The 23,151-nt window shown below is 49.6% G+C and carries 20 protein-coding genes; 8 read left to right on the top strand and 12 right to left on the bottom strand.

Going from position 1 to position 23,151, the window contains the following annotated elements; genetic code table 11:
• Nucleotides 1-22: 22 nt before the first annotated feature.
• Nucleotides 23-916: a Nif3-like dinuclear metal center hexameric protein gene (locus tag BMZ54_RS14015; RefSeq protein ID WP_089912487.1), complete on the top strand. Its 894-nt coding sequence runs from the start codon at nucleotides 23-25 to the stop codon at nucleotides 914-916.
• Between the two features lie 10 nt (nucleotides 917-926).
• Here the strand turns inward: BMZ54_RS14015 and BMZ54_RS14010 are convergent, their stop codons facing one another.
• The 6 genes from BMZ54_RS14010 to nirB form a co-directional block, all read right to left on the bottom strand.
• Nucleotides 927-2,381 (bottom strand): rubredoxin, encoded by a 1,455-nt coding sequence (locus tag BMZ54_RS14010; protein ID WP_089912484.1) that lies wholly within the window; start codon nucleotides 2,379-2,381, stop codon nucleotides 927-929.
• Complete coding sequence (locus BMZ54_RS14005; protein ID WP_089912480.1) at nucleotides 2,381-5,911, bottom strand: nitrate reductase; 3,531 nt, start codon at nucleotides 5,909-5,911, stop codon at nucleotides 2,381-2,383. Before BMZ54_RS14005 ends, BMZ54_RS14010 begins: the two co-directional genes overlap by 1 nt.
• 48 nt (nucleotides 5,912-5,959) lie before the next feature.
• Nucleotides 5,960-7,267 (bottom strand): NarK family nitrate/nitrite MFS transporter, encoded by a 1,308-nt coding sequence (locus BMZ54_RS14000; protein WP_089912477.1) that lies wholly within the window; start codon nucleotides 7,265-7,267, stop codon nucleotides 5,960-5,962.
• A 22-nt stretch (nucleotides 7,268-7,289) separates the two neighbouring features.
• Nucleotides 7,290-8,654 carry an alginate export family protein gene (locus tag BMZ54_RS13995; protein ID WP_089912475.1) on the bottom strand — a complete coding sequence of 455 codons (1,365 nt, stop codon included), beginning with the start codon at nucleotides 8,652-8,654 and terminating at the stop codon, nucleotides 7,290-7,292.
• A gap of 89 nt (nucleotides 8,655-8,743) precedes the next feature.
• On the bottom strand, nucleotides 8,744-9,127 hold the full coding sequence (nirD, locus tag BMZ54_RS13990; RefSeq protein ID WP_089912472.1) for a nitrite reductase small subunit NirD: 384 nt from the start codon (nucleotides 9,125-9,127) through the stop codon (nucleotides 8,744-8,746).
• 23 nt (nucleotides 9,128-9,150) lie between these two features.
• The gene (gene nirB, locus BMZ54_RS13985; protein ID WP_089912469.1) at nucleotides 9,151-11,652 is read right to left on the bottom strand and encodes a nitrite reductase large subunit NirB; all 2,502 of its coding nucleotides are present in this window, start codon (nucleotides 11,650-11,652) and stop codon (nucleotides 9,151-9,153) included.
• A gap of 196 nt (nucleotides 11,653-11,848) precedes the next feature.
• Here nirB and cobA point away from each other — a divergent pair, with 196 nt between their 5' ends.
• The 6 genes from cobA to BMZ54_RS13955 all read left to right on the top strand — a co-directional run bounded on the left by cobA (nucleotide 11,849) and on the right by BMZ54_RS13955 (nucleotide 16,809).
• Complete coding sequence (gene cobA / locus BMZ54_RS13980; protein ID WP_089914141.1) at nucleotides 11,849-12,649, top strand: uroporphyrinogen-III C-methyltransferase; 801 nt, start codon at nucleotides 11,849-11,851, stop codon at nucleotides 12,647-12,649.
• Complete coding sequence (locus tag BMZ54_RS13975) at nucleotides 12,624-13,322, top strand: Crp/Fnr family transcriptional regulator (RefSeq protein ID WP_089912467.1); 699 nt, start codon at nucleotides 12,624-12,626, stop codon at nucleotides 13,320-13,322. The genes cobA and BMZ54_RS13975 overlap by 26 nt, the downstream gene beginning before the upstream one ends.
• 21 nt (nucleotides 13,323-13,343) lie before the next feature.
• Nucleotides 13,344-14,201, top strand: coding sequence for an AraC family transcriptional regulator (locus tag BMZ54_RS13970; RefSeq protein WP_089912464.1), 858 nt, complete (start codon nucleotides 13,344-13,346; stop codon nucleotides 14,199-14,201).
• Between the two features lie 65 nt (nucleotides 14,202-14,266).
• On the top strand, nucleotides 14,267-14,917 hold the full coding sequence (locus BMZ54_RS13965; protein WP_089912461.1) for an HD domain-containing protein: 651 nt from the start codon (nucleotides 14,267-14,269) through the stop codon (nucleotides 14,915-14,917).
• Between the two features lie 280 nt (nucleotides 14,918-15,197).
• Nucleotides 15,198-16,481 (top strand): glycoside hydrolase family 99 protein, encoded by a 1,284-nt coding sequence (locus BMZ54_RS13960; protein WP_089912458.1) that lies wholly within the window; start codon nucleotides 15,198-15,200, stop codon nucleotides 16,479-16,481.
• Nucleotides 16,474-16,809 carry an RICIN domain-containing protein gene (locus BMZ54_RS13955; RefSeq protein ID WP_089912455.1) on the top strand — a complete coding sequence of 112 codons (336 nt, stop codon included), beginning with the start codon at nucleotides 16,474-16,476 and terminating at the stop codon, nucleotides 16,807-16,809. The genes BMZ54_RS13960 and BMZ54_RS13955 overlap by 8 nt, the downstream gene beginning before the upstream one ends.
• 104 nt (nucleotides 16,810-16,913) lie before the next feature.
• Here BMZ54_RS13955 and BMZ54_RS32950 read toward each other — a convergent pair whose 3' ends face one another.
• The 6 genes from BMZ54_RS32950 to BMZ54_RS13930 all read right to left on the bottom strand — a co-directional run bounded on the left by BMZ54_RS32950 (nucleotide 16,914) and on the right by BMZ54_RS13930 (nucleotide 21,420).
• Nucleotides 16,914-17,066: a hypothetical protein gene (locus tag BMZ54_RS32950; RefSeq protein WP_156093017.1), complete on the bottom strand. Its 153-nt coding sequence runs from the start codon at nucleotides 17,064-17,066 to the stop codon at nucleotides 16,914-16,916.
• 58 nt (nucleotides 17,067-17,124) lie between these two features.
• On the bottom strand, nucleotides 17,125-17,538 hold the full coding sequence (locus BMZ54_RS13950) for a DUF4126 family protein (RefSeq protein WP_089912451.1): 414 nt from the start codon (nucleotides 17,536-17,538) through the stop codon (nucleotides 17,125-17,127).
• A 44-nt stretch (nucleotides 17,539-17,582) separates the two neighbouring features.
• Nucleotides 17,583-19,049, bottom strand: coding sequence for a glycoside hydrolase family 30 protein (locus BMZ54_RS13945; RefSeq protein WP_089912448.1), 1,467 nt, complete (start codon nucleotides 19,047-19,049; stop codon nucleotides 17,583-17,585).
• Nucleotides 19,050-19,132: 83 nt separating this feature from the next.
• On the bottom strand, nucleotides 19,133-20,368 hold the full coding sequence (locus BMZ54_RS13940) for an RNA polymerase sigma factor (RefSeq protein ID WP_089912445.1): 1,236 nt from the start codon (nucleotides 20,366-20,368) through the stop codon (nucleotides 19,133-19,135).
• A 202-nt stretch (nucleotides 20,369-20,570) separates the two neighbouring features.
• Nucleotides 20,571-20,906 carry a YciI family protein gene (locus BMZ54_RS13935; RefSeq protein ID WP_089912443.1) on the bottom strand — a complete coding sequence of 112 codons (336 nt, stop codon included), beginning with the start codon at nucleotides 20,904-20,906 and terminating at the stop codon, nucleotides 20,571-20,573.
• A 40-nt stretch (nucleotides 20,907-20,946) separates the two neighbouring features.
• Entirely contained in the window at nucleotides 20,947-21,420 is a 474-nt protein-coding gene (locus tag BMZ54_RS13930) for a carboxymuconolactone decarboxylase family protein (RefSeq protein ID WP_089912440.1), read from the bottom strand.
• A gap of 175 nt (nucleotides 21,421-21,595) precedes the next feature.
• On the opposite strand from BMZ54_RS13930, the gene BMZ54_RS13925 reads away from it, so the two are divergent.
• Nucleotides 21,596-23,143, top strand: coding sequence for an MFS transporter (locus BMZ54_RS13925; protein ID WP_089912437.1), 1,548 nt, complete (start codon nucleotides 21,596-21,598; stop codon nucleotides 23,141-23,143).
• The last annotated feature ends 8 nt before the right edge of the window (nucleotides 23,144-23,151 follow it).

The raw sequence follows: 23,151 nt of genomic DNA, 5'->3' as shown, positions 1-23,151 counted from the left end.
TAAGATCTATAAACATTCCCGTATGAAAAATGATCCAGGAAGAAGGACCTTTATTGCCAATGCCCTGAAAGCATCTGCCGCCGCTACTTTGCTGAATATACCCGGTTTTGCGATGGCCCTGCAGCAAAAGAAATATACCATTAAGGAAGTAATGGATATTATCTTAAAAGAAGTACCCGGCGCGCCTTTTAAAACAACGGTAGATACGCTTAAGAGCGGTGATGAGCAGCAGACCGTTACTGGTATTGTTACCACCATGTTTGCCACGGTGCAGGTAATTGAGCAAGCCGCAAAGCTGAAAGCTAATTTCATTATTGCCCATGAACCTACCTTTTATAATCACCTGGATGATGTGAACTATGTAGCCAACAACCGGGTGGTACAGCAAAAACAGGCCCTGCTCAAAAAGTATAATATTACCGTATGGCGTTTTCATGATTACTGGCATTCCGTAGAGCCGGATGGTATTGGTTACGGTGTGCTGAAAAAAGCAGGCTGGGTGCAATACTACAAACCCGGGCAACGGATCCTGCAAATGCCGCCCATTACTTTAGAAAAGCTGGTGGCGCACCTGGAACAAACCCTGGCTATTAAACATGTAAGGGTGATAGGCGACCTGTCGCAAACCTGCGCCCGCATTGCCTTACTGCCCGGTGCTGCCGGCGGGCAAACACAGATCGCCATTGTGGAAAAAGAGCAGCCCGATGTGCTGATAGTAGGGGAGGTGCATGAATGGGAAACCGCAGAATACATCCGCGATGCACGGCAAATGGGCGGCAAAACCGCATTGATAGTATTAGGCCATTCCGTAAGTGAAGAACCGGGTATGGACTGGCTGGTAGACTGGTTAAAACCCAAGATCCCTGGTGTGCCGGTTACGCATATTGTTTCCGGCGATCCTTTTACCTGGATGTAATTACACCATTTTAAAGCTTAACACCCAGGGTGCTTTCACTGATCTCTTCAAAAGCACTGGCAGCAGCGCCACACAGGGAGCAGCTGAAAGAATCCGGTAAAGCATCAAACGGCGTACCCGGTGCAATGTCCTGCTCCGCTTCTCCTAACGTTTCATCATACACGCTCAGGCATTGAGTGCACTGGTGCAGTTTTTTATCAGGCTGCTGCAGGGGAGTAGCTGCTTCCTTACTGCTTACAAAGGCCTGCAAAATATTGGTTTCGCTGCCCTGCTCATAAAACTCTTTACATAAGGATACCAAGTAAGGGCCCAGGTGCTCTTTAGCTACCTGCTCCCGGTACATGAGCAGGGTAGAGGTGTTTGGATTAAAGCCGGGCGTGTATAGGATATCATAGCGCTGCAGGTATTTTAGCCTGCTGTTATATTTATTCTCCAGCTTGCGGATCACTACAGATCCGAACTGCCCGGAAGCAGATTCCATACGTATGCTGAAGCAAAGCCCGTAGGTGCGCACATCCTCTATATCAAAATGGCGGATGATATGGCGTTTCAGCACCAGCCCGTCCGCTGAATTATCTTCTACCTGCCAGTTCAGCTCATTGGCTGCATGCCGCACATTAATGCGGTGCTTGCCCAGCGTATAATCCCACAGGTTGCGGTGCGCCGGATCTATATTTTTAATGATGATGGTTTTCCAGGAGGTAGCGTAGAGCTGCCCGGTGCGGGTTTCCAGGCAAATGGCGCAAATATCCTGCAGGAAGGAAAGAGGAAAAAGCTCATCCCGCTGGTAAATGCCCAGCCAGTAGCCATTATTATAACGGTTAAAACCTTCATAATACGGCAGGTGAAAACGGGGCAGCTCCAATTCTTTGCTCAGGGGGCGGCCCATGTATTCCAGGGTAGCTTTCGTTTGCTCGTACAGGTTAGTTTCGCCGTTTTGTACCAGCGTTTCCACCTGCCGGCTTACCCGGGCAATGTGGTTGGTGTATACCAGCTCCGGCCAGGCCAGCAGATGATCTGTACCGGGGAACCGCACAAACAAATGCCAGTAGTGCGCATGCTCAGAGGCAATCCAGTTAATATGCCCGGTGAAAAAAGGCACAAAGGTTTGCCGGCTATCGCAGATGTTTAGTTTTAAAGCCGGTGTATAATCAAACAGGTCAAACACATCTTTATAAATGCCTTCGCTTAGCCAGCCGTCTGTAATAAAAATACCGGCAGCAGGGTAAGAGCTGGTAATATTAGGCCCTTCCTCTTCTCCGTAAAAAGTGATCCTTTGTTGTTTGCACTGGGTGCTGAACTGTTTAAAATTTTTCACAGGTACATCTACCAGCAATTGCTGCCGCAGTCCAAAGCGTACATCGGTAACACCGGCACCGGCAGCTATTTGCAGCGCTTCCTGCAAATGCCCGGGCGAGATGATACCGCCCGTAAAATTGATATGTATGGTACGTGTTCTGCCCATCAGATAACTGCTTTTACCAGTTGTTTTTTAGTAGTGGCGGCCGGCGCCTTTAATGTGCTGTCCAGGATGGCCTGTATTTCCGGCCGGCAGCTGCCGCAGCCCTGCCCTGCACCGGATGCTTTGCAAACACTTTCCAGCGTGGTATGCCCTTCTTTTATTTTATTGCAGATGTTGCCTTCTCCTACATTGCCACAGGAGCATACCAGCGGGCCAATAACCGGTTCTGCCTTTTTACCGGAGCGTAATAGTTCCAGGCGTTTATCACTCAGCTCCATATTGTTTTGCATCAGCTCCCGGAACTCAACGAACTCAGATTTATCGCCTATCAGTATAGCGCCTACCAGCCGGTCGTTATGGATAATGCACTTTTTGTAATAACGTTTGGCCTTATCTATAAACACTACTTCCTCATAAGCCGGATCGTCGGGGGTATTCACCATACCCAGTGAGCAAACGTCGGTGCCATGCATTTTTAAAATGTTCATGAACACGGATCCCTGGTAGTAGCTGCTAATGTCGCCACACAGGTAACGGGCCACTACGGCTGCCTGCTGTTCAGCTGCTGCGGTAATACCATACAGCGTGCCGTTGAACTCTGCTATTTCGCCAATGGCAAAAATATCCGGATCACTGGTTTGCAGGTATTCATTCACCACTACACCGCGTTTGCAGGCAAGGTGGCAGGCCTGCGCCAGCTCTGTATTAGGTACGGTGCCTATCGTAGCTACAAAGGCCTGGCAGGCTATCTGCTGCCCGCTTTTCAGCTGTATGCCTTCCAGGGCATGCAGGCCAATGAAACGTTCTATTTCGTCGTTGTATATGATTTCTATGCCACGGTCGGTCAGCTCTTCGTATACCAGTTGGCTGGCCAGCGCATCCAGCTGCCGGTCCATAAGGCGGGAAGTACGCTGTATAACAGTAACGGCTATATTCATTTCACGCAGGGAAGCAGCCAGCTCTATACCCAGCAGGCCTGCGCCTGCAATCAGCACTCTCCCTTTTTCAGGATCCAGGTGTTTTATGAAGGCATCGGCATCATAGCGGTTGCGCATGGTGAAAATGCCTTTCAGCGGCGGGGTATCCTTTAAGGTGGCGGCCCGGCTGCCCGTGCCCATGATCAGCACATCGTAGGTGTGTGTGTTGCCCTGGCTGTCGGTAATTATTTTATGTGAGCGATCAATATGGGTAATGCTGACGCCGCGGTGTAAGGTAATGTTTAAGCGGGCTTCTTCATCGTCCGTCATTTTTACCAGCTGTTGCCATTGCTGCGTACCGCTAATGTAATCCGGTAACATTACCCGGTTGTAAAAAGGCTGGTCCTCTTTGCTGAACACAACTATTTCATCGGTGCTGTTCATGGTGCGGTATGCCCGTACAAAACCACTGGCGCCGGCGCCTGCGCCTATGATCACGATCTTTTGTGCGGGTTTGCGGTAGCGTTGTACCTGCACGGCAGAGAATTTCAGGTCCGGCTGCCCGGAGATAGGATCTACCAATGCGTGAGTAAGGTTATTAGCCCGGTTCAGATCACTTTGTAATACTTTTCCCCAGTGCATGGGCAGGAATACCACGCCCTTTTTTATGTCCGTGCTTAGCTTGGCTTTCACACGTACGTTGCCGTTACCATTGAATATTTCTACAATATCGTCCTGCGCAATGTGCCGCTGGCGGGCATCTTCCGGGTGGATCTCCAAAAATGAATTAGCTATATGTTGCTTTAACCGGTTCACTTTACCGGTTTTGCTCATGGTATGCCATTGGTCGCGGATACGGCCGGTGGTGAGTATAAGCGGTAAAGTTTCATCCGTTGGTACAGAGCTATTACCATCTTCAAAGGAATGAATAATTGCTTTGGACGATGGCGTATAAAACCGGTGATCCGTAAACAGCCTGGGGGTGCCTTTGCCCGCGCTGCTTTTAGGGTAAGGCCATTGTACGCTGCGTTTTACCTGCAGGGTATTGTAATCCAGCCCGCTGATATCTATACGGGTGCCGGCTGTGAGCCGGGTATGTTCTTCATATATTTCTGAAAAGGAATTGAAATCAAAACCGTGGTAGCCCATTTTTTGTGCAAAGCGGCAAATGATCTCCGCATCCGGCAGGGCCTGTCCCGGTGCATCTGTGATCTTATGCAGGTAGCTGATGCGGCGTTCTGCATTTGTCATGGTGCCTTCTTTCTCTGCCCAGGCAGCAGCAGGTAATACCACATCTGCATAGCGCAGTGTTTCCGGTTTATTGGATATTTCCTGCACCACTACAAACTTTGCCTTTTGCAGGGCTGCTTCTGCAAAGCGTACATCCGGCAGGCTCACTAACGGATTAGTACCTACGATCCAGATGGCTTTAAGCTTCCCTTCATTCAGCGCGGTAAACATTTGCGTGGCCGTTAACCCTGGTTTAGGGGAGATAGGGTTGCTGTTCCAGAAAGCCTGCACTTCTGCACGGTGCTGCGGATTATCCAGCAGGCGGTGTGCGGGCAGCAGGTTAGCCAGGCCGCCTACTTCGCGGCCACCCATGGCATTGGGCTGCCCTGTTAATGAAAAGGGACCACTACCAGGTTTTCCAATATGCCCGGTAATAAGGTTCAGGTTAATAAGGCTCAGGTTTTTGCGCACTCCCACAGCGCTTTGGTTCAGGCCCATGGTCCACATGGTAATAAAACCTTTGGCCTGCCCCATGTAGCGGGCTGCTTCGCGGATGGCGCTTTCAGGCACATCGCAGATAGCGGCTGCTTCTGCTACAGTGCGCTGCATTACTGTTTCCCAGTAAGCGGCAAAACCTTCTGTATGCTGTTCTATGAATGATGCATCTGTATAACCGTTCTCAATTAGTATACGTCCTATTGCGTGGTGTAATACAATATCGGTACCGGGGCGCAGCTGCAGGTGCACATTGGCCTGTGCGCAGGTTTGTGTGGCACGCGGGTCGCTTACAATGATCTTCAGGTTGGGATTGGCTGCCCTTGCGGCTTCTACCCGCCGCCATAAAATAGGATGGCACCAGGCTGGGTTGGCGCCGGCCACAAAAATACAGTCGGCCAGCTCAATATCATCATAACACACGGGAACCGCATCTTCCCCTAAAGCCATCTTATAGGCGGCTACTGCGCTGCTCATGCACAGGCGGGAGTTGGTATCTATATTATTGCTGCCAATAAAGCCCTTTATCAGCTTATTGATCACATAATATTCTTCGGTAAGGCATTGACCGCTGGCATAAAAAGCTACCGATTCCGGGCCGTGCTGCGCAATAATGGTTTTAAAAACTGCGGCGGTGCGTTCCAGCGCCTGGTCCCAGCTTACGCGCTGCCGTTGCATTTGCCTGTTGTATCGCATCTCCGGATACAGCAGCCGGTCGCTGGTATCCATAACCGTGTAGTGCAGGTTCATGCCTTTGGAGCATAACATGCCCCGGTTCACCGGGTGATCTTTATCCCCGCTCACCTCCAGTTTACCCTGCCTGTTCTGCTGTACTACTATGCCGCAGCCTACGCCGCAATAACAACAGGTTGTTTTAAAAGATGCCGGCATGCACGTGTTAATTGGGGAGGCCGGCTTGAGCCGGCCCCGGGTTAAGAATTATTCCGCCAGCGCTACCTGCCGCCCCAGAGGTGCGGTTTTAGCAACGCTGCTTTTTGCAAAGCTGGTGATCATTACTATTACGGATACGGCTATTACAATGTAACCGATATACGTGAACGCCTGCACGTAGGTGATGTGCTCTGACTTAAATAAAAAGCCGAACAGCATACCACCCAGGTTACCGCCTGCGCCTACAATACCACTTACCAGCCCTACATTTTTTTCATTGATAAAAGGTACAATACCGTAGGTGGCGCCATTAGCCATTTTCAGGAACAGGGCAAAACCCAGCATAGCTACAATGGCCAGTACCAGGGAGTTGGCCTGTGCAAAAACCAGCAGGCCGGCGCCTTCAGCCAGCAGCACCAGCGCCAGCAAACGCCCTTTGCCTTTCATGCCTGCTTTGGCGCCTACTTTATCAGACACGATGCCACCCAGCGCACGGGCAAAAATGTTCATGGCGCCAAATACACCGGCCCATAAGCCTGCGCTGCTTTGCGATAAATGAAATGTATCTACAAAATGCAGGGAGGCTACATTATCAAAAGTGATCTCCATACCAAAACACATGGCATAGGCCATGGTAAGCGCCCATATGCGCCAGTCAGCCAGTACAGACCAATCCGTGCTGCCTTTCCTGGCAGTGCGGTCAATCTCATCGTAGTTACCCGCAGGGGTGTCTTTAGTATAACGGTAGTACAGGAAAGCTACCAGCAGCATCATAATGGCAGGTACTATCATGGCATAGCGCCAGGCTTCTTCCTTCGTATACCCGAAACCAACAATAGCGGCAAAGATCAGGGGCATTACCATGTTGGTAATACCGCCGCCCAGGTTACCCCATCCACCGGTAATAGCATTGGCAGTACCTTTAATGGAGGGCGCAAACATCATGGAAGTATGGAACTGCGTTACCACAAAAGAAGCGCCTATTACGCTAATGGCTAAACGGAACAGTAAGAACGTAGTATAGTCCTTTGCCAAACCTACCAGGAACACCGGTATGGCGCCTACCAGCAGCAGGCGCACAGCGGTTTTGCGCGGCCCCCAGGTATCGCACAGCTTACCAATGATCAAACGGGCTATGATGGTGCCTGAAACAGAAGCAATGATAATGTTGCCTACCTGCGCCTTGCTAAGCCCCAGGTCTGCACGGATGGTGGGCATTAAAGGCGCCAGGCCAAACCAGCCAAAGAAGCATACAAAGAACATCAGCCAGGTGATGTGAAAGGTGCGCATTTGCAGCGTATCCAGGCTAAAGAGTTTTATTTTTTGCAGCGGTTGTGCGTTAGGTACATTCGCCATAAATATTTTTTTTAAAGGTTGATTATTTGAACAGGAACGAGGGCCGGATGTTGATCATCAGATAAGCCCAGTTACTATTGCTTTTGGCATTTAATATATTTTTTACGCTGGCAGCTGTTAAGGAGTTGGTGCTCCAGTAATGGCTGTAACCTCCTTCAAAAGAGATCATGGGCGTAAGTGTAAAAACAGCGGTCAGGTCGGCTTCTGTGCCCAGCTGACGGGAAAGCGCCGGTTTAGTTTCTGCAACCGGAATGGCAGTGGCGCTGAGAAATTCATGCGCATCGGCCATTACCAGCCATTTGGTGTTAGGCTTCCATTTTGTTTTTACATAATAGTCCTGCAAACCGCGGTTGCCAAAACCGCTGGCTACGTAGAAATAATCCATATTGCCCCAGAACTTGTGCGGGGTACCATACAGCGGATCAAACGCATGGCTGGTATTGCCGCTGCCGCCGCCGGAAGTATAGTCAACTCCTGCGCCTGCGCTAAAAGTGCTGGTAAGCGCATACTGGAAAGCGCCGGAAAGCAGGGTGGCGCTCAGGTTGCGGCCATCTGCATTTTTACCGAACTGGTAGTAAGCAGCTGCGGTGAGCGTAAGGCGCTGAAAAGCATTGTTGAAATACAGGCCGCTGGTCATGCGGTTATAAGTAGGCCCTTCCCAGGTTTTCACGGGTGCATTGTTCACACTGTCAGTATGGTAGCGGGAAAACTGGTCGGCAAGGAACAGGAAAGAAACATTGCCTGCAGCCAGCTTTTTACCGGCGTATAAGAACTCTAAACTCTTGTAACTATTGCCCCCATTGGTGTTACCGGTATAATTACCGGCCGGTGTGGGATCATAAATGGTGTTGGATGCATTTTCCTTATTCTGGTTAAATGCGCCGCCGGCATGTAACATCCAGTTTTTGCGCTCATATTTTAATACGGCAGCATCGTGGCGGCGGGCCTGCTGTGCCCAGTCCAGGTTGCCCAGCAGGCGGCTGTCATCATACAGCAGCTCCTGCCTTCCTATTTTCAGCTTAAGGCTCTGATCTTTTAAAGTGGTATCCGTCAACAGTATTTCGGCCCAGGCTTCATGCAGCATCAGGCCATTGTTGTTGGCGGTGGTAGTGCGGTTAATGGTAGAAGCGTCCTGTCCCCAAACACGTACATCCTGCAGGGTTAGCCCAAACTGGATGCGATACGTAGTAAAGCCTGCGCTTAAGCGGGTACGCTGGGAAGTAAATATGGCGGGTGTGGCGCCGGAAGGTAGCGGGGCGCCCTGGCCGTCGCGTAATTCTGTGCGCGTTCGCAGCTGGGCGCTGATAGCCAGCTGTGCATGGCAAGGCTGGTAACAGCAGGCGCCTAAAAGAAGTGAAGACGCGCCATTAAGGAACATTTTTTTCATTAACTTTGGTTGGTTTTAAATGTGATGCCAATCATTTTAAAATCAGAAGCCCGGAGCCTGCCAGCTACCGGGTTTCGTCTTTATATGTTCTATGCCATTACGGTTTCAGTATCCCGCCCGTTTACAATACCAATGTATACCCGGTCATCCTCAATCTTTACCGGGTAGGTATTGAGCGCGCATTCAGTATCGTCCGACAGGCAACGCCCATCTACCAACGAAAATGATTTTTTATGAAAGGGGCAGGCTACTTTAGGCTCGCCTCCCTGTGTGCCAGTCATGCCGCGGCTAAGGGCCATTTGCTGCCTGTGCGGACAAAGGTTCTGCGTGGCGTACCACTCATTCCGCCGGGGAAAGTGGAACAGCGCGATCTGTTCATCCAGGTACTTTACGCATACACCGCCGTTGGCCGGCACATCTTCTACTTTGCAGGCAAAGAACCAGTTAATGGTTGCTGTGTTGTGTAATGACATATAAGGTGTTTTTTGGTTGGTAATTATTTAGCCCAGTTGGCGGCTTTCTTTTGTTCACGTAAGTTTTCAAATTGTACAGTAGGATCTTTTTCCTCCGGTGCATTTACAAAGTGGGAGAAGCGTTTACGCAGCTCAGGGCTATCGACCACCTCTTTCCATTCGCATTTATAATTATCCACCAGTACCTGCATTTCACTTTCCAGCTGGGCGGCAATGCCCAGGCTATCATTCACCACTACATTACGCAGGTATTCTATACCACCATCCAGCTTATTGAGCCAGGTAGCAGTGCGGGTTAAAGGATCTGCAGTTTTAATGTAAAACATCAGGAAGCGGTCAATGTAACGGATACACGTAGCGCTGTCCACATCACCGGCCAGCAGCAGCGCGTGCTGTGGTTTGGAGCCGCCATTGCCGCATACATACAGGTTCCAGCCTTTTTCCGTGGCAATAATGCCAAAGTCTTTTGACTGTGCTTCCGCGCATTCACGGATACAGCCGCTTACGGCAGATTTTAATTTATGCGGGGCGCGTAAGCCGCGGTAGCGCTGCTCTATCTGTATGGCAAAGCTTACACTGTCATGCAGGCCAAAGCGGCACCAGGTGCTGCCCACGCAGCTTTTTACAGTACGCAATGCTTTGCCGTATGCATGGCCGCTTTCAAAACCTGCCGCCACCAGCTCTTCCCAGATCAGCGGCAGGTCGCTTACATGCGCTCCAAACATATCTATACGTTGACCACCGGTTATTTTGGTGTAGAGATTATATTTTTCTGCTACCTGCGCTATTACCATCAGCTGCCGCGGGGTAATTTCCCCACCGGGCACGCGGGGCACTACAGAGTAGGTGCCGCCTTTTTGTATGTTGGCCAGGTAACGGTCGTTGGAGTCCTGCGCGGTATCATTGCCTTTGGCCAGGATCATCTCATTCCACAGGCTGGCCAGTATGCTGGCCACTGTGGGTTTACAGATCTCGCAACCTTCGCCATGGCCGTAATGATCCAGCACGGTATCAAAGGAACGCAGCTCTTTTATTTTTACCAGGTCAAACAGCTCCTGGCGGGAGTAGTCAAAATGTTCGCAGATCACGTTGCGGATGTATTTACCCTGCGACTTCATGGTGCTGGTGATCAGGTCCTTTACCATGGGGGCGCAGCCTCCGCAGCAGGTAGCTGCTTTAGTGCATTTCTTTACTGCATCCAGGGTTTCGTGGCCATCTATTACTGCGTTGCAAATGGCGGCTTTGCTCACATTTTCGCAGCTGCAAATGGTGGCATCATCCGGCAGGCCCAATACGCCGGCCCCGGCAGCTTCCTGTCCGCCGCGTGCGCCCAGCAGCACATCTTCCGGGTTGGGCGGCAGTATCACTTTATTCTTGGCGGTTTGCAGCAGCATATTATAGGCATCTGCATCACCTATTAATATACCTCCCAGCAGGTGCTGCCCGTCGGGGGTGATGTTAATGCGTTTGTAAATGCCCTTCATGGTATCTTCAAACACAATGCTGCGGCATTGGTCGGCAGGGGTGAAGGGGTTGCCGAAGCTGGCTACATCCACACCTATCAGCTTCAGCTTGGTGCTCATATCAAAACCGGTAAAAGCTTTGTGGTCGCCCAGGATATGGGTGGCTACTACCTCTGCCATTTCATAGCCGGGGGCTACCAGCCCGTAGATCATACCATTATATAAGGCGCATTCGCCAATTGCATAAATGAAGGGATCGGTGGTTTGCAGCTGGTCGTTCACTACAATACCACCCCGGTGGCCTATTTCCAGGCCGCAGAGGCGGGCCAGCTCATCGCGGGGCTGTATGCCGGCAGATATTACCAGCATATCTGCCTCCAGTATGCTGTCGTCAGCGAACTGCAGGCCGGTGATCACATCATCACCTACTATAGCGGTGGTTTGTTTACTGGTATGTACCTGCAGGCCCAGGGTTTCCAGCTTGCCCTGCAGCAGGCGGGAGCCGTTGTCATCAATTTGCCGGGGCATCAGGCGCGGGGCAAATTCTATTACGTGCGTTTTTTGCAGGCCCAGGTCCAGCAATGCTTTGGCTGCTTCCAGACCCAGCAGGCCGCCGCCAATTACGGCGCCGGTAGTGGCTTTGGGGGCATAGTCCAGCATTAGTTCCAGGTCCTCAATGGTGCGGTATATAAATACGCCCTTTTTATCTACCCCTGGAATGGGGGGTACGAAAGCGGCGGAACCGGTGGCCATTACCAGGTAGTCATAAGTTTCTGTAAAGCCTTTATGGGAATGAACGGTTTTGTGCTCGCGGTCTATGGATTGTACGGGATCGCCCAGGTGCAGGCGTATATTATTATCTATATACCAGCTGGCGGGGGCCATCTCCAGGTCCTGGGCTGTTTTCCCGGAAAAGAAGGCGCTTAAGTGTACCCGGTCGTAGGCAGGACGCGGCTCTTCACCAAAAACAACCAGTTCTACCGTGCCGGGGGTAGCCTTGGCTATCATTTTTTCACAAAACTTGTAACCTACCATGCCGTTACCTATAATTACAATTTTCATTGCCCGGGATATTTAGAGAATAAGAGATAAAAAGCTTCCTTTGTATTAATAAAAATTATATATGATGTTAATTCGCTAAAGTTGTAAAAATTTGAAGTGTTTTTGTGATCCGTATCATGAAATTAGGGATTTATAATTTAATTTTATAGTAGTTTCATGATATGAATCATATAATTATTTATTTAATATGAATTTTATGGTCAATCCACTTTTGACCCTGGTAGGGGCAGGACCCGGTGATCCGGAGCTGATAACGGTAAAAGCCATGCGCGCCATCGGGCAGGCTAAAGTGATCTTGTACGATGCGCTGGCAAATAAAGCCCTGCTGGAATATGCCGCGCCGGATGCCATTATCCGCTTCACCGGCAAACGGTATGGCTGCCATGCCCTTAGCCAGCAGGAAATTAACCAGCTGATTGTGGAAGATGCGCTGGCCTATGGGCATGTGGTGCGGCTAAAGGGGGGCGATCCTTTTATATTTGGCCGGGCGGCAGAAGAAATGGAAGCTGCCCGCAGCGCAGGCATACCGGTGCAGATGGTGCAGGGCATATCCAGCGCCCTGGCAGTACCGGCCAGCCAAATGATACCGCTTACCTGCCGTGGGGTGGCGGAAAGCTTTTGGGTTACCACCGGCACTACGCGTAACGGTGATATTTCTGAGGATATACAGCTGGCTGCCCGCTCAACCGCCACCATTGTTATATTAATGGCCATGAGCAAGCTGGAGGCTATTATGGATATTTTTGCCGCCCATGGCAAAAGCAACACCCCGGTGGCCATCATACAGGAAGGCACTACGGAAAAAGAAAGGATCGTAATAGGCACAGTACAGAACATAACCTGGAAAGCGCAATACGAGGGACTTTCCAACCCGGCCGTGATAGTTGTAGGGGAAGTGGTACGGCTGCATCCTTCTATGCTGGCTTCCAATATCCAGCATTTAACTGCAAATTTGCAGCACAATCTCCCAAATGAAGAAAGACAAACAAGGCTGTGATCTTACCACCTGCATGTTATGCCGGCTTTGCCTGAAGGAATGGACGCCCGCCGTGGAAGCGCACCGCCACAATTTTTCCCTTAAAAAAGGGGAAATGCTTTTTAAGGAAGGCGATAAGGTAACCGGTATTTATTTCGTATATGCAGGGAAGGTAAAGGTGCATAAACACTGGGGTAAGGATAAGGAGCTTATCGTACGGTTTGCGCAAAAGGGCGATATTGTAGGGCACCGCGGGGTAGGACAGGAGCTGGTATACCCTATATCCGCCACCGCGCTGGAACCGGTGACCATCTGTTATGTGGATATGGCCTTTTTCCAATCCAGCCTGCAGGTGAACCATACCTTTTTATATGAGCTGATGCTGTTTTATGCCAGCGAGCTGCAGGAGTCTGAAAGGCACATGCGCAACCTGGCGCATATGTCTGTAAAAGGGCGCGTGGCCAATGCCTTATTATTACTGCACGGCAAGTTTGGCTTTAATACCAGCGGTGTGCTGAATATGAAGATCAGCCGGAACGACCTGGCCGCCTATACCGGCACCACCTATGAAACGGTGTTCCGTACCCTGAGTGAGCTGGTGCAGGACCGTATTATTACCATCACCGATAAAGAAATTGCCATCATCAGCCTGGAGAAATTATTACGCCTGGCTAAAGAGGATGAAGGGTTGTAACTTTGTAGGAGAAATCTTAACATGAGAATCCAGGAGTTAGCAGCTGCCAGGCATATGCAGGACCTGGCCTTTGATATACGGGAACTGCATGCCCAAATTTTTATGCTTAATAACAGCTACCGCAATCCTTACCACATGATGGTATGGGTAACCGGCGGCGAAGGCGTTATGAATATTGACGGCACGCTTTATACCATTGCTCCCGGACAGCTGCTGTTAATGGCTGCCGGGCAAATGTACCAGGTGCTGAACAACCATCTTTTGCGGGGTTATGTATTAAGTTTCAGCGATGCCTTTTGGGAAAGAACACCTGCCAGCGCGCGCAACTGTAAAGCCACTTTGTTTAATAACGCCCGGCTGCAGCAGCTGCTGGTATTGGATGATGATGCCGGCGCCTCCCTCACTAAGCTTATGCAGCACCTGCTGGAAGAATACCAAGCCGATAGCTACTCCAACAAGCCGGATGTGCTGGCGGCTTTTTTAAAGATCATTATTATTAAGGCAGCTAACCTCAGGTCCCTGTTAACCATCAGCACCCATAACCATGATTACCGGCTGTACCAGCGTTTCCTTGAGCTGGTGAACCAGGAATATCACCAACAGCATAACGTTGCGGCCTATGCGAAAAAGCTGGGCCTTACCACGCGCAAGCTTACGGAAGTATGTAAACAGTATGGCGGCGAAGGCGCCAAGGAGCTGATCAACCACCGGCTGATAGTGGAAGCCCAGCGCCTGCTGCAATTTTCCGAACAACCTATTAAGGAAATATCCTTTTCCCTGAATTTTGCCACCCCTTACCAGTTCAGCAACTTCTTTAAGAAAAATACCAGCCAGTCGCCTGCTGCCTATAAAAAGCAGTTTGCAGAAATTGGTATCTGATACGTTGTTTTTGATATTTACCTGCGGGCGGAAGGGGTATAATTTTGAATGCAAAAATCAATATTATGTCAGTTTTGAAACATCGGTCTATAGCGGGTATCACCCTGCCCGACAGCACCATCGCGCAGCAAGCCACGGAATTGTTACTGGAACATGGTACGGAATTTATTTACAACCATTCTTTACGGGTATTCTTATTTTCATCGCTCAACGGGCAGCGTCGTGGATTAAAATACGATGCGGAGCTATTATATGTAAGCGCCGTATTTCACGACCTGGGCCTGGTGCCGCATTACAGCAGCCCTGATAAACGTTTTGAAGTAGATGGCGCCAATGCGGCCCGCGATTTCCTGAAAGGACATGGCCTGGCGCCGGCTTCCCTGCAGCTGGTATGGGATAGCATTGCGTTACATACCACTATTGGTATTGCAGAGTATAAGGAGCCGGAAGTGGCCCTGTTAAATGCCGGTGTGGGGCTGGATGTAGTGGGAAAGGGGTATGAACATTTATCTGCGGAGAACAGGGAAGCTATTGTGAGCGCTTTCCCGCGTGATAATTTTAAGCAAAAGATCATTCCCACTTTCTTCAGCGGGTTTGCACATAAAACAGATACTACTTATGGGAATATTAAGGCCGATGTATGCGCTTTCATGATCCCCGGCTTTAAGCGTAAGGATTTTTGCGATGAGATCCTGCATTCGCCCTGGAGCGAGTAGCGGTGCATACCCTGCGGGTCAGGGTGCGGCCGCCTCCGCGCCCTGACCCTGTTTAACCCGTTATATTTTTTCTATACCTGCCTTTATTCAACCAGTTGATTGCTAGCTGTTCCTTCACCTTCTTACTCCGTTTACCATTATATTTTTCACATATAATTATGCAGGCTTCCGGCATCTGCCTATTTTCCATCCCTGAAAACCTATTCATACATATCTGAAAACCTGTTCACTTATTCAATGGCGGCTGCGCCGTTATTCCACTAACTAAATATCTTTTTACATGAGAACCCTTATCTATTTCTGCTGTTGTGCACTACTGCTGTTCGGTTGTAATAAATCCCTGCAGCAAAATGATCTTTTAGCAGGCCGCGGCGCGCTAACCGATGTATCTGCCACTGCGGTAGCTATTCCTAAAAGCACCGCTAAAAAAATATTCATTCACTGGATGCCCTGGTTTGAAACGCCGGCCTCCCGCGGCGCCTGGGGTTATCATTGGAAAATGAATACCCGCAATCCGGATGTGATCGTAAACGGGAAAAGGCAAATTGCAGCCTACTACTATCCTAAAACAGGGCCTTATGCTTCCGGCGATCCGGATATTATTGAATACCAGCTGCTTTTAATGAAGTATGCCGGTGCAGACGGTGTATTTATTGACTGGCCGGGTACCCGCCAGCGGTACGACTATCCGGATAACCTTGCCAACTCCAATGCCCTGATCAATAAGCTGGGCGCTGTGGGGCTGCAGTTTGGTATTGTGCATGAGGACCGCAACTGGGACCCTGGTATGGCGGCCGATGCGCATGGCGATTTTACCTATATGCAAAGCAATTATTTTAACCAAAGCAATTACCTGAAAACCAATAATGCGCCGGTGGTGCTGAACTTTGGGCCTATTACCTTTCACCAGCCTGCTGAATGGGATGTGATCCTGAACGGGTTAAGTCCCCGCCCGAAAGTGATACCCTTATATGGTTTTACCAGCCAGGTAGGCAGCAATAATGCCGGTGGCGAGTTCCCCTGGATCTACCAGGATCACCCCACGGTGGTGAACAACTATTATGCGCAGGCCGGCAGTTTTCCCTTATCCATTGGCGTAGTGTATCCCGGTTTCAATTCCTTTTACGCAGCCGGTGGCGCCGATGGCCCCACCTGGCAAATTCCCTTTAACGGAACGGGCACCTTCTCTACTATGCTGGATAAGGCTTTGGGCTCCGGCGTGAACATCATACAATTTGCTACCTGGAACGATTACGGAGAAGGTACTATCATAGAACCTACGGACGAATACGGCTATTCTTTTCTTACCATTATGCAGCAAAAGCTGGGCGTACCTTATGGCCAGCATGAGCTGGAGCTGGTAACCCGCCTGTATAATGCGCGCAAGCAATACGCCGGTAATGGCAGCGTACAGCAGCAGCTGAACCAGGTATTTACCTACCTGGCCAATTTACAAACGGGCAATGCGGAGAACCTGCTCAATACCCTGGGTGGCAGTAATCCCCCGCCAACCGGTACCGGTGTGCTGATCAAAAACAAATGGGCTAAGCACCTATTTGTATGAAGATAACGGCCAGGTGAAATACAGCGCCGGCAATAGCGGCAACCAGTACCGGTGGGTACAGGAAACAGTGAACGGGCATATCCGGTTTAAGAACCTGGCTACCAGTCACTATTTAAATATTGAGCACCTGTACCCCTATGCAGAAAGCACGGATGTGCCTAATACATACTACAGCAGCTACTGGAAGCTGGAAAGCTATAACGGTAATGTACGGTTGAAGAATGAATGGCAGAATACTTACCTGAACGTGGAAAACCAGGGCGGCTTTGCACAATGTACGGCAGTGCCGGATTTTTTTGAGAGCAGCCAGTGGATACTACAGAACTGATGCCTCCTGCATAATAGGTTTTATAAAGAAGAAAAGGCTGGAAGTGATTCCGGCCTTTTCCTTTGTATCCTTTGCCAAACGGGCTGTTGGGCGTGATAGTACAATCAGCTGCCACGGGTGCCGCCGGTGCGCATTGGTTTTTTAGCATTACCGGCAGCTTTATTAGGTTTCATGAAATTGGTAGCCCCGGGAATGGCGTTGGGCGTTTGCTTTTTGTCCTTTTTTCCCTTTTTGTTGTTGTTATTCAGTAGTGACATAAGCTGTAGATTATTTTGCCTAAGATAAGTATAATCGTAAGATAAATGTAATACGATCTTATTTGGCCAGCAATTTTTTCCCGGCAGCTATCATCAGCACATCTTCCAGCAGCCCTGCCAATGGGTCCGGGAGGCCCGTTCTCTTCACTAATTGTTTGCGGGCATAAAAGGTAAGATATGTTAGCGCCAATGCCCCGGCAGCGCCTAACAGGCCGCCCAGCCAGGGATCTTTATGCCTGCGGCGGCTGAGCGTAACGCCAGTAATGGCGCCGGAAATGCTACGGCCTATAAGGCCGGGCATAGCAATACGGTCGCCCACACCCGGTACTTTATCTCCACACAATTCCATAACAGCCATCACGGTTAGCAGCTTGTTATCCGGGTTGGCCAAAGCCGGCGCCAGCATGGTTCTTGAGCCGGCAATGGCGCTGGCGCCGGCTATTTTTGCGTATTCTTTGGGGGAATTTTTCATGGTGTTGGTGTTTATGTGAGTATGTGCGGAAAAATCGTACCATACTACAACACCATCGTCATAATAGAATGCGGTAAACTCTCCGTACCGGCTGCTTTCCCTTTGATCCATAGCTGGAACGGGATCTTTTGGGAGGAGGTGTTCATAACTACTACGGCTATGCTGCCATCTGTATTCTGAAAGGCTGTTGTTTGCAGCAGCCAGCGGCTGGCAGCAGCGCCAATACGTTTAGCGCCCGGGCGTATGAATTTAGAGAAGTGCCCAATGTACCAGTAAGCATTGGTATAAATGAGCTTACCGTTCTGCGTATTTGCATGTACCGGTGCAAAGCAAAAATTGCCTACATGGTTAGGCCCGCCATGTTCATCCAGCAGCAGGTTCCAGTCAATCCAGGCTACAGTGCCATTGTTAAAATCATTGATCATGGAATGGCCGTAACGTTCGCCCAGGCTCCAGTTATTCACGCTGTCCATGCTGAATTTTTCTTTACAGCCTTCGGTAAATACAAGGTGTTTGCCGGGAAAGGCCTGGTTCACCAGCCGCAGGTTATCAAACTGCATGTCGCCACCGGTCCAGGTTTCATACCAGTGAAAACCTATGCCCCATACGTATTTGGCGGCTTCTTCATCTTCCAGGATAGTGCTGGCGCGCTGGAAAATAAGATCCCGGTTATGATCCCAGGCAATCAGCTTTTTGCTTTCCAGCCCATTCTTTTGTAACGTGGGGCCCAGGAAGCTTTTAATATAATCCCTTTCTTCTTCGGCAGTGAAAATGCAGGATTCCCATTTTTGTTTGGCCATGGGCTCATTCTGCACGGTAAGGCCCCACACCGGTATGCCTTTTTCTTCAAAGGCTTTAATGAACTTTACTACATAGTTAGCCCAGTTTTGCCGGTAAGCGGGCAGCAGCTTACCGCCACCCAGCATGCTGTTATTATCTTTCATAAAGGCCGGCGGGCTCCAGGGGCTTACCAGCAAGGGTAGCTTGCCACCTGCTGCGGTAATGGCCTTTTTAATAAGCGGTATTTTAAACTGCTCATCATGCGCCAGGCTAAAGGTGCTCAGGGTGCTGTCGCCTTCCTTGATATAAGTATAGGAATCACTGGAAAAGTCGCAGCTGTGAATATTGGTGCGGCCAAGGGTATAGCCAATACCTTTGGCAGGATCGTAATACGCCGCCAGCAGGGAGTCCTGCGCCGGTTTGGGTAGTTTGGCAAAGGTTTCTGCTGCTGCATCTGTAAGCGCACCACCAATACCTTCAAATTGCTGGAAGGTAGTTTGCGGATCTACAAAAATGCAGGGCTGTGTTTCAAGCGGTTGAGGCAGATCCTCAAAATTCAGTGTACCCGTGGCCGTGATACGGTAGCCGGTGCTGTCTGCGGTAGTATATACCGTTACTTTGCGGCCGCTAAGGTTCAGTGCTGTTGGATGTTCCGGTTGTTGCGGTGTGCCCGCAGGCTGTTGACAGGCGCCTAAAACAGCCGCTGTAATGATGATGACGTAGCGTTTCATTTTGTAATGGATAAATGTTTAGAAACCCCGTGGTGCAGGTTTGTTATGCGCTAAGATAAGCGCTTTATCCGGATATGTAATGGTTAGCGGAGGGCGTCTATTTTTTCCCGGATGCCCTGTTTTTCCGTTTGTGTTTTGGCTAATGTATATGCCGTTTGGAGATGGGTGATGGCTTTTGCGGGATCTGTATGCTTATACAGCTCGCCCAATAGCAGGAAATAAAAGTGGTTATTATCCAGCCGTAGTTTTTCCGCTTCTGCAATGGCTGCGGCTGCGCCATTGGCCTTGTACAGGGCAAATGTGCGGTTCAGGGCTACACTGGGTGAGTAGTTGATGGTTAGCAGCTGGTTGTATAATTGCAGGATGTTCTCCCATTTTTCCGGGGTATCTTCTTTGGTACAGTGCCAGTAGGCAATGCTGGCTTCCAGGTGGTAAGAGCTGAGCTCATTCCCCTGTGCGGCCAGGTGTAAAAAATGGATGCCCTGGTTAATGAGGGCCGTATCCCACAGGGCTTCATTCTGCTGTTCGTAGAGTATAACGGTATCATCATTTGTTTCACGGGCCTCAAAGCGGGAGGCATGAAAACACATGAGCGCCAGCAGCGCATTGGTTTGGGGCAGATTGGTACGCTCATAAGCAGTGAGCATAACGCCCAGGCGCAGTGCTTCAAAACAAAGGTCCTTCTGCAGGATCTGGTTCCGCGTTTTGGAATAATACCCTTCGCTGAAAAGCAGGTAAATAATATGCAGCACATTATCCAGCCGCTGTACAATTTCATTTTCCGGCGGCAGCTCCATCTTTATGTTTTCTGCGCGCAGCTTTTCTTTGGCGCGGAATAAACGTTTGTTAATGGTTTCTTTATTTGATAAGAATGCTTCTGCAATTTCATCTATCCCAAAACCGCAAAGGATGCGTAAGGCCAGCCCTATCTGGGCTTCGCTGGCAATGGCCGGCGTACAGATGGCAAACAGCATTTGCAGCTGGCTGTCCTGTATGTTCTGCTGCGAAAAGTCCGGTGCATCCATTTCCTGTGTGGTTTCCTGTGCGGCGCTGAGTACCGGCATTACCTTTTCTTCAAATATTTTATTGCGCCTGAAATGGTACAGCGTTTTTTGTTTGGCTACGGCATACAGCCATGCAGTGGGGTTGGGAGGTATGCCTTTAACACCCCAGGTTTCCGTGGCCTGCAAAAAGGTTTCGCTTACAATGTCTTCCGCTATTTCAATATGCTGCAGGCCAAACAGTTTGCTGATAACAGCTACCATTTTGGAAAACTCCTGCTGGAATAAATGTTTTAACGGCGTGTGTTCTTTTTCCATAAAGCACGAGGCGGAGCCAAAAAAATATAAAATGTAAAATTTAAAGCCGGCGAAGGAGGTTCATAGAGACCATTAAAAAGACTTTATGAACAAGATAGTTATAAATGTAAAAGTAAAATGCCGCGAACATGTATGTACTGGTACCGCGACATTTTACATTTTACATTTTCTTTAGTCTACTCCACTGTAGTATTGATACAGGTTAAACGATCTCCCTTATTTCCACACTGCCATTGGCTTCCAGGGCAGGACAGCCATGAGCCAGGGTAGTGGCTTCGTCCGTGTTATCGGCCTTTACGATCATGAAGCTGCCTAAACGTTCCCTGATCTCCACAAAAGGACCGTCGGTAACCACACCGCCAGCTTTCAGCACTTTGCCTTCTGAAGAAAGGCGCTGGCCGGTGGCCTTTAGCTTTCCCTGTGCGGCAATACCGCCTACCCAGTCCTGCCATTTTTTGGTAAGGGTTTGCATCTCACTAGGCGATAGATTGCTATAGTCATAGCTGGGCTGGCGGAAAATTAACATGAAATCTTTCATTGGTTTATTTTTAACAGGTGATTGAATATACAATTAAATACTATTTCGCAGCTACTGCGTGCTGTCCGGGTTCATAAGATCCTGCGGCGGTGCGGAAGGCTACATTAATGCGGTTATAGCTGTTAATGGCTATCACGGCCAGGGTAAGGTCTATCAGCTCTTCTTCAGAAAATTCTGCATGCGCCTGTTCATACACTTCATCCGGAACATGTCCTTCATGCAGGCTGGTAACGGATTCTGCCCAGGCCAGGGCTGCACGTTCACGCGGGGTGTACACCGGCGATTCGCGCCAGGCATCCAGCATGTATAAACGCTGTTCTGTTTCACCGGCTGCACGCAGGTCCTTGGAGTGCATATCCAGGCAATAGGCGCAGCCATTCACCTGCGATACCCTGAAGTAAATTAAATTCCGCAGCCGCTCTTCTATGGACGATTTTGCCAGGTAGATGCCTATGCCATATAAAGATTTCATAGCTGCCTGTCCTTTTGCAAATGCATTGATACGTTGTTCCATTTGTATTGATTTAAAGGTTATTGATTGTGTTTATACCTGAATAATGACCGGGAAAAGACGAATTGGACATAAACGGGAAAATATTTTTTAAATACCCCGGGATCTAATGTTATCAAGAGAAGTTGTTTTATATCATAAGCACGTTAACTTTATAGATACCCGCTAAAAACTTCCCATGGAAACAGTATCTCTCTCCAGCCCGGCCGGCAAGTGGATCATGGTGTCAACCATCATGGCTTCTGCAATGGCTTTTATTGATGCTACGGCCTTAAACGTGGTATTGCCTTCCATTCAAAAAAGTTTGGATGCCAGCGGTACAGACCTGTTCTGGATCCTGAACGCCTATCTTTTAATGCTGTCGGCCTTAATGCTGATCGGCGGTTCTTTGGGCGATAAGCTGGGGCGTAAGAAGATCTTCATGGCCGGTATTTTTATTTTCATAGCCGGGTCAGCTGCCTGTGGCATTTCGGGAACTGTAACACTGCTGATCATTTTCAGGATGATACAGGGCATTGGCGGTGCGCTGATGATACCGGGCAGCCTTTCGCTTATTTCTTCCTCCATTCATGAAAAGGAGAGGGGCAAGGCTATTGGTACCTGGTCGGCCTTTACTACGGTGGTAACCATTGGCGGGCCGGTGCTGGGTGGGGCTTTGGCGGATGCCGGTTACTGGCGCTATATCTTTTTTATTAACATCCCCATTGGCATTGCGGCACTGATCATTCTCTGGAAGCTGGTAAAAGAGAACCGCGAGCAGGCGGCAGATCATACGCTGGATTATGCGGGCGCTGTGGCTATTATGCTGGGGCTGGCCTTGTTCACCTTTGGTTTTCTGCGGATGCCTGCCGTGGGCTGGCTGCACTGGCAGGTATATTCATCGCTGGGAGTAGGGCTGTTATTGCTGGTGGTATTTATTATTATTGAACAGAAAAGCAAACACCCCATGATGCCCCTAAGCTTGTTTGCCAACCTTACGTTTTCAGGCGCTAACCTGCTTACCTTTTTTCTGTATGCCGGTTTGGGCGCGGGTATGCTGTTCCTTTCCCTGAACCTGGTACAGGTGCAGGGGTACGACCAGCTGCAATCCGGGTTAACCTTTTTACCCTTTACTATTTTAATGGTATTCGTGGCCCGCTTTGCCGGCAGCCTGGCTGATAAGTATGGTCCCCGTTTACTGCTTACCATTGGGCCGGCCCTGGCGGGACTGGGCCTGCTGTTGTTATCTTTTGTGAAACAAACGGCCGGACCATCTGCTTATTTTACTACGTTCTTTCCCGGGATCCTTGTTTTAGGTTTGGGTATGTCGTTTACTGTGGCACCGCTTACTGCTACAGTGATGGGAGCGGTAAACCCTCATTTTTCCGGTACTGCTTCAGGAGTAAATAATGCGCTGTCGCGTATTTCCGGCGTTTTTGCCAATGCCATTTTCGGAGCGCTGGCCGTGGTGCTTTTTTCAGGCGCCTTACAAAAGGAGCTTGCACAGGTGCAGCTGAGCGATCAGTCAAAACAAGCGGTTATGCAGCAAGCCATGGAGCTGGGCAATGCAAAGGCGCCGGCCGCGCTGCAGGGCAGTGATAAAGAAAAGGTACAGAAGTCTTACCATGAGAGTTTTATAGCGGCTTACGGCAAAATTATGCGTATAGCAGCTTTGCTGGGTTTTGCAGGGGCTGCGGTAGGTTTTGTGCTTATCAGGAATAGTGTGGTGAAGAAAACGGACCAATAGTTTAACAA

It is taken from the genome of Chitinophaga rupis, assembly GCF_900109685.1.
Lineage (GTDB): Bacteria > Bacteroidota > Bacteroidia > Chitinophagales > Chitinophagaceae > Chitinophaga > Chitinophaga rupis.
Note: the sequence above shows the minus strand (reverse complement) of the source record. Positions and strands in the feature narration are given on the sequence as shown.

What these genes read in the sequence shown, in the direction of transcription:
- nirB (WP_089912469.1), bottom strand. Translation starts at nt 11,652, where the DNA reads ATGAAAATTGTAATTATAGGTAACGGCATGGTAGGTTACAAGTTTTGT.
- BMZ54_RS13945 (WP_089912448.1), bottom strand. Translation starts at nt 19,049, where the DNA reads ATGAAACGCTACGTCATCATCATTACAGCGGCTGTTTTAGGCGCCTGT.
- BMZ54_RS32950 (WP_156093017.1), bottom strand. Translation starts at nt 17,066, where the DNA reads ATGTCACTACTGAATAACAACAACAAAAAGGGAAAAAAGGACAAAAAG.
- BMZ54_RS13960 (WP_089912458.1), top strand. Translation starts at nt 15,198, where the DNA reads ATGAGAACCCTTATCTATTTCTGCTGTTGTGCACTACTGCTGTTCGGT.
- BMZ54_RS14000 (WP_089912477.1), bottom strand. Translation starts at nt 7,267, where the DNA reads ATGGCGAATGTACCTAACGCACAACCGCTGCAAAAAATAAAACTCTTT.
- BMZ54_RS13940 (WP_089912445.1), bottom strand. Translation starts at nt 20,368, where the DNA reads ATGGAAAAAGAACACACGCCGTTAAAACATTTATTCCAGCAGGAGTTT.
- BMZ54_RS13925 (WP_089912437.1), top strand. Translation starts at nt 21,596, where the DNA reads ATGGAAACAGTATCTCTCTCCAGCCCGGCCGGCAAGTGGATCATGGTG.
- BMZ54_RS14005 (WP_089912480.1), bottom strand. Translation starts at nt 5,911, where the DNA reads ATGCCGGCATCTTTTAAAACAACCTGTTGTTATTGCGGCGTAGGCTGC.
- BMZ54_RS14015 (WP_089912487.1), top strand. Translation starts at nt 23, where the DNA reads ATGAAAAATGATCCAGGAAGAAGGACCTTTATTGCCAATGCCCTGAAA.
- BMZ54_RS13935 (WP_089912443.1), bottom strand. Translation starts at nt 20,906, where the DNA reads ATGAAAGATTTCATGTTAATTTTCCGCCAGCCCAGCTATGACTATAGC.
- BMZ54_RS13930 (WP_089912440.1), bottom strand. Translation starts at nt 21,420, where the DNA reads ATGGAACAACGTATCAATGCATTTGCAAAAGGACAGGCAGCTATGAAA.
- BMZ54_RS13975 (WP_089912467.1), top strand. Translation starts at nt 12,624, where the DNA reads ATGAAGAAAGACAAACAAGGCTGTGATCTTACCACCTGCATGTTATGC.
- BMZ54_RS13950 (WP_089912451.1), bottom strand. Translation starts at nt 17,538, where the DNA reads ATGAAAAATTCCCCCAAAGAATACGCAAAAATAGCCGGCGCCAGCGCC.
- BMZ54_RS14010 (WP_089912484.1), bottom strand. Translation starts at nt 2,381, where the DNA reads ATGGGCAGAACACGTACCATACATATCAATTTTACGGGCGGTATCATC.
- BMZ54_RS13995 (WP_089912475.1), bottom strand. Translation starts at nt 8,654, where the DNA reads ATGAAAAAAATGTTCCTTAATGGCGCGTCTTCACTTCTTTTAGGCGCC.
- BMZ54_RS13965 (WP_089912461.1), top strand. Translation starts at nt 14,267, where the DNA reads ATGTCAGTTTTGAAACATCGGTCTATAGCGGGTATCACCCTGCCCGAC.
- nirD (WP_089912472.1), bottom strand. Translation starts at nt 9,127, where the DNA reads ATGTCATTACACAACACAGCAACCATTAACTGGTTCTTTGCCTGCAAA.
- BMZ54_RS13970 (WP_089912464.1), top strand. Translation starts at nt 13,344, where the DNA reads ATGAGAATCCAGGAGTTAGCAGCTGCCAGGCATATGCAGGACCTGGCC.
- cobA (WP_089914141.1), top strand. Translation starts at nt 11,849, where the DNA reads ATGGTCAATCCACTTTTGACCCTGGTAGGGGCAGGACCCGGTGATCCG.